The sequence below is a fragment of the Nocardioides sp. genome, assembly GCA_037045645.1.
GTDB lineage: Bacteria > Actinomycetota > Actinomycetes > Propionibacteriales > Nocardioidaceae > Nocardioides.
Genome location: JBAOIH010000011.1, coordinates 278,326 through 289,785 on the forward strand (window position 1 = coordinate 278,326; position 11,460 = coordinate 289,785).

Consider the following 11,460-nt stretch of genomic DNA (forward strand, 5'->3'; position numbering starts at 1 on the left):
GTGCTTGTTGCCACCGTCACGGAGCCCACCGTCGCGACGATCGAGACGCTCGTACGCCTCACCGACCTGCTCGGCGTGCTCGCCAATGCCGTCCTCGGTGGGCTGATCGCGCGCCGGATGCGCTTCGACCCGATCGGTTTCGTGACGCTGGCGATCCTTAGCGGGCTGGGCGGCGGGATCATCCGGGACACGTTGTTGCAGGCCGGGCCGCCGGTGGCGTTGCTGGACTGGGCGTACGTCACCTGTGCTCTGGCCGGGGCTGCACTCGCGTTCCTGGTGCCGCTGCCCGCCCGGGTGTGGGACCGGACCTTCCCGTGGATCGACGCGCTCGCACTGGGCTGCTGGGCGGCGGCCGGGGCGCAGAAGTCGCTGGCGCTCGGATTCGGGATCGTGCCCGCGATCCTGCTCGGCACCGTGACGGCCGTCGGCGGCGGCGCGTTGCGGGACCTGGTGCTCAACCGGGTGCCGACCGTGCTCGGCGGCAACACCCTCTATGCGACGTCGGCCGTGGTGGGCGCGGCGATCATGGTGGCGTTCTCTCGCCTCGGGCAGCCATCGGTCGGCGTGCTCGTGTCGATCCTCGTGGCCGCGGCGCTGACGCTGCTGGCGTCGAGACGCGGCTGGGTGCTGCCCGAGGCGTACGACTGGAACCCTCGTTCGTCGCTGGCCGCGCTGCCCCGGCCCAGGTGGCGGCGGCGCCCCCCTTTGGGCGAAGAACTGCGGCCGGAAGACGGATCCGGCACGAATTCGAGCCCTACCCCGGCCGCAGTTCTTCCCAGGGTGGTGGCGTTTGGCTGGACACCTGTCTAGTCTCCGGGGCATGGCCGGCACTCCACCACGCAGCACGTACGCCGAACTGAGCCGCGCCGATCTGGCCCGGCTGGTGCCGGAGCTGATGCTGATCGGGCAACTCCTCGACCGCGCCGGGATGCCGTGGGTGACCATGCGGCTCAGCCAGGAGCAGATGGTGCAGGTGGCGATCACCGAGTGGGCGTCGGCTAGCCCGATCTACACCCGACGGATGCAGCGTGCGCTGGCGTTCGAGGGCGAGGACGTGATCACGATCTTCAAGGGGCTGCAGCTCGACGTGGGCGCCCCGCCGCAGTTCTTGGACTTCCGCTTCTCCGTCACCGATCGCTGGCACGGCTCGTTCCACCTGGCACACTGCGGAGCGCTGATGGACGTCGAACCCATCGGCGAGAGCTTCGTCAAGGCGATGTGTCACGACATCGAGGACCCGACGTTCGATGCGACGGCCGTCGCGACCAACCCGAAGGCGGCCGTACGCCCGGTGCACCGCCCACCGCGTACGCCTGCCGATCGCAAGCCGCACTGCGAATGGACCGTCACCATCGACGAAACCAACCCGGCGGCTGTGCCCGTGCCTGGGCTGGCCCTCATCGCTCGGACCCAAGCGGCTTTGGTGGAGCTCGCGCCCATCGATCCTGCTTCTGAAGGGCGGTGCGACTACTCCGGTGCTCTGCTCTCTGATCTGGACTTCCGCGAGTTTTCGCACTCGGCACTGGTGCGGATCGCCGACGAGATGGCGCTGCAGAGCCACCTGCTGGCGCTGGCATTCGGGATCGCGTTGCGCGAGCAGACGTCTGATGTGGAACTGATCGAGGAGATCGCGCGGGCACACCTGGTCGGTTCCGCCGGGATCGCGGCGTCGCGGCTGCACCGGGCCTTCGGGGCTGGCGACAGCCCCGCGGATGCCGCGCGGATCCTGATGCTGCTGCCTCACCTGAACCCGGCGGCTTATCTGTCGAGTTCACGCGAGGGAGCGTCTATCTCCTTCACGCGGTCGATCGCCCACGAGGATACCGGTTGGTGGCAGTTGCTCGGGCCATCCTTTGTGAAGCCCTTGCAGGCAGCCGTGCGGGCCGTCGACCCCTGTCTCGACGTGGTGATCGAGGGCAGCGACGACGACTGGACGGCGACCGTGGTGCGTACGTCTGTCAGCGCTCCGGAGTGTGACGAGGTGGCGCTGACCCGGATCAGCTCCGGCGCGGGCTGGGAGTTCGAGGCGCGGCGCGGGTTGCCCCTCTTCGTGGTGTGAGCACTTTGATGGTGGTCGAGCGGACCACGGTCCGCTCAACCCCCGGAGAACCGGGTGCTTAGCGGACAATTCGGGGGCTGAGTCGACGTGTGGCGAGCGACCGCCTGGTCCGATGCCAGCCCGGTCCTGATGTCGCGCCTCGACGGGCGAGTTCAAGCGTACGCTCGAAAACTCACGAGTTGGATCGATCAAGACTGTGCGGGTTCACGCAGACGCTCGAACGTGTACGCGTCCTGCCGCTGCGGCGCAAGAAAGAGTCCCTTCGATCCCCCACCAGCAACTAGACACCCGATTTGTCCGCTCAGCACCCGGTTCTCCGGGGGTTGAGCGGACCGTGGTCCGCTCAACCCCCCAAGAAGGACCAGCTCACTCCGCCGGAGGCGGAGTCTCCCGCTGGGTGATGTAGTCCCCGCGCTCTACCGGGGGCGGCCAGACGGTCGAGGGCAGGTCGGCGTACCGGTAGTGGCCGGGCACCTTGAGCCCGCCGACCTTCATCCGTTCCAGGAGCGTGTCGGGGGCCTTGCCGGCACTGACGATCTCCATGAACGTGTGCGCGGTCGACGGCATGTCGAACCAGTCGCGCTGCCAGGAGAACTTCAGCAGCCCGTCGTCCTCCCCACCGACCTGACGCTCGACACCGAACCACGACCCGCCGAGGCCGAGGATCTCGTACTCCTTGCCCGACTCGTCGAGGATTCCCGAGCGCTGTTTCCACAGTCCCAGGACCATCGACTTGGTCTCGTCGATCAGCGTGCACTGGTAGTCGTAGTGCCAGCCGTCGAGACCGTCCATCTCGATGCCGATCGCCCAGTCGCGGATCTGGTCGCGACCGACCGCCATGAAGTGTTCGTCGGGGGAGTACATCCAGCCGTACGTCGCGTCCTGGGCGTAGAACTCCGCGAGCGGGCGCCAGTCGCCGCTGGCCTCCACGTCACGGTTGCCCTGCAACCACGACTCCCAGAACTCCTCGATCTCGGCTCGGGTGAGACTCATGCCTGCTCCTTCGTCTGCGACTCGGTCGAGTCGCTCGTTTCGATCTCTTCGATGTCCAACACCATCGCCGGGCAGTACTTCACGGCCTGGCGTACGGCCGCGCGCTGCGACTCGTCGGGATACTCCTGCAAGACCACCACGCGATCGAGGTCCTCATCGAAGCCGAAGACCTCGGGAGCCTCGCCCTGGCAGAGTTGGTGCGCCTGGCAGATCTCGACGTCGGCCTTGACCCGGAACGCCATCACTTCACCCGCCGGCGGTAGCGCGCCCGACACGGCCGCTGCAACTGGATGACCATCTTGGACACGTCGTCCTTGTAGGTCTCACTCGGCTGCACCATCTCGAACTCGAAGTCGCGCAGGATCACCGAGAAGATCGCCTTCATCTGCATCATCGCGAAGGCGTTGCCCACGCAGCGGTGCGTCCCTGCACCGAACGGGATCCAGGTCCACCGGTTGGCGAGATCCTCCTGGCGCGGGTCGATATAGCGGCCCGGGTCGAATGTCTCCGGCGACGGGAAGTCTTCCGCGATCCGGTTGGAGACCCGCGGCGAAGCCGCGACGAGTACGCCGGGCGGGATCTTGTGCCCCGCCAGTTCGATCTCCTCCTGCACCACACGCATCAAGATGATCAGCGGCGGGTGCAGCCGCAGCGTCTCCTTGAGTACGGACTCGAGCACCGGGATCGAGCGCAGCGCCTGGAACGAGACCTCCGAGCCGTCGGCGTAGAGCTCGTCGAGTTCCTTGGTGACCGCGGCCATCGTCTCCGGGTGGCGCATCAACTCGATCAGCGCCCACGACGCCGTCCCCGAAGACGTGTGGTGGCCCGCGAACATCATCGAGATGAAGACCCCGGTGATGTAGTCGGCGCTCATGTCGAGCGAGATCAGCACGTCGAGCAGGTCGCGCTCCTCACGCGGCACCTTCCCGCGCTCCTTGCGGCGCTCGATGATGTCTTGCACCAGTCCGACCAGCGCCTCGCGAGCGGAGTCGCGCATGCGGAAGGACTCGATGTCCATGTAGGGGTCGACGTACGCCAGCGCGTCGGTGCCGCGCTCCAGGTCGTGGTAGTGCTGAGCGAAGCGGACGTCGAGTTCCTCGCGGAACGGCTTGCCGACCAGGCAGGCGCTGGTCGTATAGATGGTCAGCTCGGCGAACCAGTCGAGCAGATCGATCTCACCCTCGTCGCCCCAGTCGGCGACCATCCGGTTGATCTCGTTTTCGATCGTCGCGGCGTGCCCGCGCATCATGTCGCCGCGCAGCGCCTGGTTCTTCAACATCGTGCGGCGTTCCTCGGGGGTGGCGTCGAAGACGACACCCTTGCCGAAGATCGGCGTCATGAAGGGGTACGCCGCCGCCTGGTCGAGGATCGTGTCGGGTGCCCGGAAGAACGGCTCCTGCCCGACCGCACCCGACACCATGACGACGTCCTTGTCGGCGATCCGGAAGCGGCCGATATCGCCGCACTCGGCGCGTACCCGGTCGAAGAGCGCGATCGGGTCGACGCGCAACTCGGCGAGGTGGCCGTGACCGTCTTCGTCGGGGACGGCGAAGGAGACCTCGGGGATCGAGTCGAGTGAGGCTTCGGTGACTGTCATGGTTTCCTCCGTTGGTTTTCGAGCCACAGGGTTCAAGGCTTGGTGGGGATCTGCTGGACGGTGCCGCCGTCGACGACGAACTCGGCACCGGTGGCAAACGACGACTCGTCGCTGGCCAGGAAGAGCACGAAGTTCGCGACCTCCTCGCAGGTGCCGGGGCGCCCGAGCGGGATGGGGATCAGGTCGGCGGGCATGGCGTCGGTGGCCGGGGTGCTGATGCGGCCAGGGTGCAGCGAGTTCACGCGTACGCCACGAGGCGCGAGCTCGGCCGAGACAGACTTGGTGAGACCCGTCAGGCCCCACTTGGCCGCGACGTATCCATGCGCCCACGGGGTGCCGCGCAGCCCCTCGATCGACGACGTGTTGATGATCGAGCCGTTGCCCGAAGCCACCAGCGCGTCGGCGCAGGCGCGGATGCCGAGGAAGGCGCCGGTCAGGCACACGTCGAGCATCCGCTGCCACTGCCCTTGGGAGAAGCGGTTGATCGGGGCACCATCGAAGATGCCCGCGTTGTTGAAGAGCACATCCAACCCGCCGAACTCGGTGACCGCGGTCGCGACGGCGGCCTTCCAGTCGTCCGGGCTGGTGACATCGAGGTGTACGTATCGAGCCGCGTCGCCCAACTCGGCCGCCAACGCCGCACCCTCGTCGTCGAGCAGGTCGCCGATCACGACCCGCGCGCCCTCACGTACGAGCAGCCGCGCGCTCGCCGCGCCGATGTTGCGCGCTCCCCCGCTCAGCAGGGCGACTTTGCCGTCGACACGTCCCATCACTTTCCTCCCACGAAACGACTTACCACGAAGCGCCCCAGGGTGCGACTCGGCAGTAGGTCCTTGCTCGTCACGATGCCCGGCGCCGCGTCACGCAGGGCGGGAATCGCGTTGACGACGCGCCCGGCCCCGACCGCGATCGCCGAATAGTTGTGGTCGCCGTGCGTGCTGGTCGGGCAGACGTCCACGACGTACGAGGGCTCGCCGGTGATCTCCAGGCGGTACGACCCGCCGGGTTGCGCCGGCTGCGGCCAGTCGGGTCGCAGATCCGGTCGCAGTCGGGTGGTGTGGTCGACCACGAACGCCGGATGCCCGTCGACCATGCCGGTGATCTGGAAACGTACGGCCGCCACGGTGCCCTCGGCGATGGTGCCGACCGCGACCTCGAACGACTCCGGCGCGGGCTCCTGCTCGAACGACTCGCTGATCTCGTCGAGCGTGACCCCGAACGCGTCGGCCAGGCCGTAGAGCGCCGGGCCCCAGGCGGAGGTGAGGACGCCGGGCTGGAACAGCATCGGCACCTCACCGACCGGAGTGCCGAACCCCATCACGAAGTGCATCACGTCGGCGCCGTCGTAGGTCGCGTAGTCGGCGATCTCCAGGCAGCGCACCTGCTCGACCCGCTGACACGTCGTCGCCACCGCGAGCGGGAGCAGGTCGGTGGCCCAGCCCGGGTCGACGCCGTTGACGAAGAGCGAGCTCCCACCCTCGACACAGGCGGCCTGCACACGCTCGATCACGCGATCAGGCATCGAGCCCCAGGGGTAGAGCAGGGGTACGGGGGCGGTGGCCGCCACGTCGATGCCGGCTTTCAGACAGGCGACCACATCGGCGACGGCCTCCCGCGGGCGTACCTCTCCCATCGCGCAATAGACCACGACGTCCGGTGACGCGGCGATCGCGGCCTCGATGCCCTGGACTGCCCTGATGCCGGTCTCGACAGCAGCGCCCGCGAGTTCCCCTGCGTCCTTGCCTACCTTGGCGTCGTCGGAGACGACGAGTGCGACCAGTTCGAAGCGGGGATCCTCGATCACCTGACGCAGCGCGATGCGACCCACATTGCCGGTGGCAACGTGCGCGATCTTGATCGGAGACATCAGCAACCTTCGTGCAGGCGAGGTGGTCGATGCTCATGATGGACACAACACTGGACACTTGTCCAGTGTGTTGTTCACCGCACGCCGTAGCGCTTCACCACCGCCTGCCACTGAGCCTTGGTGATCGCGGCGTTGTCGGCCGGAGTCAACTGCCATTTCTCCGGAAGCACCGCCGTGCACTCGGCGCGCTTGCAGGAGGCGTACGCCTCCCAGAGGTTGGTGAGCTGTTTGCGCAGCTTGGGGGCCGAGCGGTGGATGCTGTCGAGTTCGAGCGGATCCTTCTTGAGGTCGTAGAGCTCGGCCTCGCCGGTCGAATAGCGGACCAGTTTGTAGCGGCCCAGCCGGATCCCGATGGTGTTGAGTCGTCGTCGCCAGTCCTTGTTGGTCCAGCGCGACTGCATATAGGGGCGTTGGCCCATCAGGCCTTCGAGGACGACCGGATAGCGCCAGCCCTGATCTCCGGCGAAGGTCGGTGACAAGTCGATACCATCGGCCTTCGGCAAGTTCGTGCCCGCCGACTTCGCGATCGTGACCGCCAGATCGAGCAGCGTCACGGGGTCGTACCGAGAGCCTTGCGGCAACGTGGCGCCAGACATCAGCAGCGGCACCCGGATCGAGGGTTCGTGCAGGTTCGTCTTGCCCTGCCGCTTGCGGTGCTCGCCGAGGTAGTAGCCGTTGTCGGAGGTGAAGGCGATGATCGTACGGTCGGCGCCGGGTGCGTTCTTGACCGCAGCGATCGTCTTGGCGACCTCGTCGTCGAGTACGGCCAGTGCCTCGGCGCGCTGACGCGTCACGGTGGTCAACGCAGACTTCTCGAAGGCGCTCAGATTGGGCCACCCGAGCCGCAGATAGCGGGGCTTGTCCCGCATGTCGAGCTCGGGCTGGCCACCGGGCGGCACGCCCGCGCCCGAACGGATGCGCTTGTTGAAGCGGCCCTTGACGTACGCCGGGCGCGCCGGGGTGACGAAGTAGCCGGTCGCGCCATCCGGCCGCTTGTAGGCGGGCGGGTCGTCCTTCTCGCGCGGCCCACCGTGGTGCGGCGCGATCGGGGTCCACCACAAGAACCACGGCGCCTTGCGCGCGCTGAACTTCGTGACCAGCGCGCGGGTCTGACCAGCGGTGACGTTGGTGGTGTAGCGCCCCGGCCAGTGCCTGAGTGCGCCGTTGACCACCGACGCGGGGTGGAAGTAGTTGTAGGTGTGCCCGCCCTTGTAGGGCCGATCGGTGTTGCCCCACCATTCGGTCCAGCCCGGCGGGACGTAGGTGCGCGACGACTTCTTCGTGCCGTGGATGTTCTGCGCCCCGTACTCGTTGAGGTATTTGCCCACGAGCCCGGTCTGATAGCCCGCGCTCTTGAGTTGGGTAGCGAGCGTGATCGAGTCGTCGAAGGACTGGAACGCGAACGGTGGCTCGTGGGTGAGGACACCATGGTTGTGCGAATGCTGCCCGGTCAGGAAGCTGGCGCGCGAGGGACAGCACAGCGGGTTGGGCGTGAAGGCGTTGTGGAACGTGAGCCCGGTCTTGCCGAGCAGTTTGCGGGTCTTCGGCATGAAGCGGATGTCATCGGCGCGCATGTCGTCGGCCTCGATGACCAGGAAGTTGGGCCGCTGTTCGGCCTTGGGCGTCTTTGACTCGGCGCGTACGACCCCCGGCGCCTGCAGGGTGAGCGCCACGAGGAGCGCGGACAAGAGGGCAATGATCCGGGGCTTCGTCACGCCGATGAGGCTAGTGGCCGAAGTAGTCGCGCGTGGCGTTCTCCTGCGCGCGCGTCAGATCTCTGTTGGCAGTCGGGCTTAATTGCCACTGCTTGGGCAACGCTGCGCGGCACTGGTCACCTGCACAGTCGACGTACGCCTCCCACAGTGCCTCGATGTCCGCGACGCGCGGATCATCCGGCGGAATGCTGTCGAGTTCAAGCGGGTCCTCTTGCAGGTCATAGAGCTCGATCTCGCCGGTGGCATAACGTACGAGTCTTCCAGTGCCCGAGCCGCAAGCCGACCGTGTTCAGGCTGCGCCCCCACCGCGCCCGTCCCGCCGCTTCGGCGTACGCCTTCTCCCCCATCAGGCCCTCCAGGACGATCGGGCGTGTCCATCCGGAATCACCCTTCGTCACCACCGGCCAGACATCCTCACCATCCGCGTCCGGCAGATCGGCGCCGGCCAGACCCGCGATGGTGGTGGCCAGGTCGAGTGGCGTGATCGGGTCGAATCTCTCGCCACGAGGGATGCCGGGACCCGCCATCAGCAGGGGCACTCGGATCGACGGCTCGTGCAGGTTGATCTTCCCCTGCCGCTTCGCATGCTCGCCGAGGTAATAGCCGTTGTCCGAGGTGAACATGACAATCGTGCGCTCGGCCTCATTCGACGTGGCAAGGGACCGGATCGTGGTGGCGACCTCGTCGTCGAGAACGCTGATCGCCTCGGCACGTTGCCGGGACACGTTGAGGAGAACGTCGCGCTCCTCCTCACTCAGGTCGGGCAGGTTGCGCAGATACTTGGGTTTGTCCTTCCGGTCGGCTTCTGGGCTGCCGGTCGGCGGCACTCCGAGGCCGGACGTGATCTGATCGTCGAAACTGCCCTTGACCGACTGCGGGCGAGCCGGTGTGTCCCAACGGACCGGATAGCCGTCCGTACGCTCGACCACACCGGGATCGTCCGGCTCGAACGGCACCCCGTGATGAGGTGCGATCGGCGTCCACCACACGAACCACGGGGCCTTGTCCCGCTGCTCGAAGCCGTCGAGGACCTGGCGGACCTGACGACCCATGACGTTGGTGTTGTACTCACCGGGCCAGGTCTTGATCTGGCCGTTGACGTTGGAAGTGAGGTGGAAATAGGCGTACGTGTTGCCGCCGATCGGCGAGCCCTCCGGCCAGATGTGATCCGACGCGCCCCACCACTGGTCCCAGCCCGGCGGTACGTACTTCAGTGACTCCCGGCTGGTGCCGTGGACCGGCTGCACGCCGTAGCCGTTGAGGTATTTCCCGACCAGTCCCGTCTGATAGCCGGCTGCCTGCAACTGCGTGGCCAGGGTCGTCGAGTCGTCGAAGGCACCGAAACCGTACGGCTCCTCATGGCTGAGCACGTGGTGATTGTGGGAGTACTTCCCGGTCAGGAAGCTGGCGCGCGCCGGGCAACACAGCGGGTTGGGGGCGAACGAGTTGCGGAAGTTGAGGCCCTTGTCGCCCAGCAACGCCAAGGTCTTCGGCATCCAGCGCAGCTCGTCGGCGCGCATGTCGTCGGCCTCGATGACCAAGAAGTTGGGGCGCTCGGTTTGCGTGTGCTCGGGCGTACGCGTGGTAGCCGGAGACTCCACCCGCTGCGAGGTGGAGGGCTGCGGCTCGTTGCTGTCGCCGTCGAGGATCCCGCATCCGGTGAGCGTCAAGAACACCGCCAGACCGAGAGCGACGAGTCGTTTCATCGTCACCCCTTCCGCAGGAAGTTGGTGGCCGGGCAGTAGTCCGCGGTCAACGCCTGCCAGGTAGCCGTGTCCAGCATGCCGGTGGCGTCCAGGCGTACGTCTGCCTGATAGGAGGCCAGCGCGTCGGCGAACTCGCCGCCCCAGTTGCCGAACGTACGCGATTTCTCCCAGTAGCCCAGTTTGGACAGCGCCCATTGCGCCTCGGAGAGCCGGCGCTTGTTGACCAGTTGTGTGGTGTCCACGCCCGGGGCACCGATCTCGGGTCGGTCGACCGAGGGCAGGCAGAAGCAGCCCTCGCGCTCCTTGGAGGGGTTCTTCAGTTCGCGGACCCACGCCCATTCGACCGGGACGGAATCCAGCGCGCGGCAGGCGGCTTCCCTGGAGTCGAAGGGACCCACGAACGCGTTGTAGATGTGCTCCCCCGTCCTCGGGTCGGCATCGAGGAACACCTCGCAGGCCAGGTCGCCGCGCAGGTATCTCGCGTTCGGCACGTCACGAGCCACGCGACTGAGCACGGACTCATAGAGCCGCTCCGCATGGACGGTCGTCACCATCACGATGTAGCGACCGGGTTCGCAGGCGACGTTGTCGTACGTCATCGCGATGTCGAGGCGGCCCTCCTCGACGGCTGCTTCGGCAGTCGTCTGGCTCGGCTCGGGCTCGGCAGTCGACGGAGTGGGTTGCGTGGTCGTGGGCTCGGGGCTTTCGGTCTGGCTCACAGGCGGCTTGGCCGTCGGCTCATCCGGTTTGTGGCTGAGTACCCGCCAGGTCACCAACCCCGCGATCAGGGCGAGCACCACGAGGCTCGCGACACCCAACGCGGGTGCCAAGCCTGAGTTCCGCTTCACCACGGGAATCGGAGCGGGTGCGGGTCTGATCGAAGCCGTGGTCTCCACGGTGCTGGGCCGGATGATCGTGTCGCCGACAGGGGTGGTGTCCCACCCCGGTGAGATCTGGGTGTCGTCAATGTTCACCGGCGCGTCGGCAGAGCCTGACAACAGGGCCACGCGGAAGGCGTTCGCACTCCGGAAGCGGTGTTCCGGGTCCTTTGCCATCGACATCTCCAGGAGCGCGTTGAGCCACCGCGGTGCCTGAGCCAACTGCGGCACGGGCTCCTGGATGTGCGCGATCGCTACCTGGACATCCGTGCCGGTCCACGGTGCGGCACCGGTAATGCAGGCCCACAGCAGACAGCCGAGGCCATAGATGTCGGAGGCCACCGTGGCGGGATGGCCCTGGTGTCGCTCGGGCGCGAGATAGCCCACGGTCCCGATCACACCGTTGGTCATCGTGTGTTCCTGATCGCGGACCGTCGAGATCCCGAAGTCACAGATCGCCGCCCGCAGCCGGCCGTCACGATCGTGTCGCAACAACACGTTCGAGGGCTTGATGTCGCGGTGAATCACACCCGCGCTATGCGCATCACCCAAGCCTTCCGCCACGTCCGCAAGCACCTGAATGGTGTCACTGACTGACAACGGCCCGTCACGACGCAACCGATCCGCAAGATCACCCTCGGGATA

Annotated in this window: 10 protein-coding genes; 2 read left to right on the forward strand and 8 right to left on the reverse strand. The window is 67.0% G+C overall.

Annotated features, from left to right (window positions below; genetic code table 11):
- Both V9G04_19355 and V9G04_19360 read left to right on the forward strand, forming a co-directional pair.
- Positions 1–810: a TRIC cation channel family protein gene (locus V9G04_19355; protein ID MEI2715384.1), complete on the forward strand. Its 810-nt coding sequence runs from the start codon at positions 1–3 to the stop codon at positions 808–810.
- A gap of 10 nt (positions 811–820) precedes the next feature.
- Entirely contained in the window at positions 821–2,059 is a 1,239-nt protein-coding gene (locus V9G04_19360; GenBank protein ID MEI2715385.1) for a hypothetical protein, read from the forward strand.
- A gap of 366 nt (positions 2,060–2,425) precedes the next feature.
- On the opposite strand, the gene V9G04_19365 is transcribed toward V9G04_19360, so the two are convergent.
- From V9G04_19365 to V9G04_19400, 8 genes are all read right to left on the reverse strand, one after another.
- Entirely contained in the window at positions 2,426–3,052 is a 627-nt protein-coding gene (locus V9G04_19365; protein MEI2715386.1) for a hypothetical protein, read from the reverse strand.
- A complete protein-coding gene (locus tag V9G04_19370) occupies positions 3,049–3,294 on the reverse strand; it encodes a ferredoxin (protein ID MEI2715387.1) in 246 nt (81 codons plus the stop codon). Before V9G04_19370 ends, V9G04_19365 begins: the two co-directional genes overlap by 4 nt.
- A complete protein-coding gene (locus V9G04_19375) occupies positions 3,294–4,649 on the reverse strand; it encodes a cytochrome P450 (GenBank protein ID MEI2715388.1) in 1,356 nt (451 codons plus the stop codon). Before V9G04_19375 ends, V9G04_19370 begins: the two co-directional genes overlap by 1 nt.
- Before the next feature lie 32 nt (positions 4,650–4,681).
- Positions 4,682–5,419 carry an SDR family oxidoreductase gene (locus V9G04_19380; GenBank protein ID MEI2715389.1) on the reverse strand — a complete coding sequence of 246 codons (738 nt, stop codon included), beginning with the start codon at positions 5,417–5,419 and terminating at the stop codon, positions 4,682–4,684.
- Positions 5,419–6,516, reverse strand: a complete 1,098-nt coding sequence (locus V9G04_19385; GenBank protein MEI2715390.1) for a diacylglycerol kinase — start codon at positions 6,514–6,516, stop codon at positions 5,419–5,421. The genes V9G04_19380 and V9G04_19385 overlap by 1 nt, the downstream gene beginning before the upstream one ends.
- Positions 6,517–6,590: 74 nt before the next feature.
- On the reverse strand, positions 6,591–8,231 hold the full coding sequence (locus V9G04_19390) for a sulfatase-like hydrolase/transferase (GenBank protein MEI2715391.1): 1,641 nt from the start codon (positions 8,229–8,231) through the stop codon (positions 6,591–6,593).
- A gap of 218 nt (positions 8,232–8,449) precedes the next feature.
- Positions 8,450–9,937 carry a sulfatase-like hydrolase/transferase gene (locus V9G04_19395; GenBank protein MEI2715392.1) on the reverse strand — a complete coding sequence of 496 codons (1,488 nt, stop codon included), beginning with the start codon at positions 9,935–9,937 and terminating at the stop codon, positions 8,450–8,452.
- Positions 9,938–9,939: 2 nt separating this feature from the next.
- On the reverse strand, positions 9,940–11,460 hold a 1,521-nt coding region (locus V9G04_19400), incomplete at its 5' end, for a serine/threonine-protein kinase (GenBank protein MEI2715393.1).

What these genes read in the sequence shown, in the direction of transcription:
- V9G04_19360 (MEI2715385.1), top strand. Translation starts at nt 821, where the DNA reads ATGGCCGGCACTCCACCACGCAGCACGTACGCCGAACTGAGCCGCGCC.
- V9G04_19365 (MEI2715386.1), bottom strand. Translation starts at nt 3,052, where the DNA reads ATGAGTCTCACCCGAGCCGAGATCGAGGAGTTCTGGGAGTCGTGGTTG.
- V9G04_19370 (MEI2715387.1), bottom strand. Translation starts at nt 3,294, where the DNA reads ATGGCGTTCCGGGTCAAGGCCGACGTCGAGATCTGCCAGGCGCACCAA.
- V9G04_19375 (MEI2715388.1), bottom strand. Translation starts at nt 4,649, where the DNA reads ATGACAGTCACCGAAGCCTCACTCGACTCGATCCCCGAGGTCTCCTTC.
- V9G04_19380 (MEI2715389.1), bottom strand. Translation starts at nt 5,419, where the DNA reads ATGGGACGTGTCGACGGCAAAGTCGCCCTGCTGAGCGGGGGAGCGCGC.
- V9G04_19385 (MEI2715390.1), bottom strand. Translation starts at nt 6,516, where the DNA reads ATGTCTCCGATCAAGATCGCGCACGTTGCCACCGGCAATGTGGGTCGC.
- V9G04_19395 (MEI2715392.1), bottom strand. Translation starts at nt 9,937, where the DNA reads ATGAAACGACTCGTCGCTCTCGGTCTGGCGGTGTTCTTGACGCTCACC.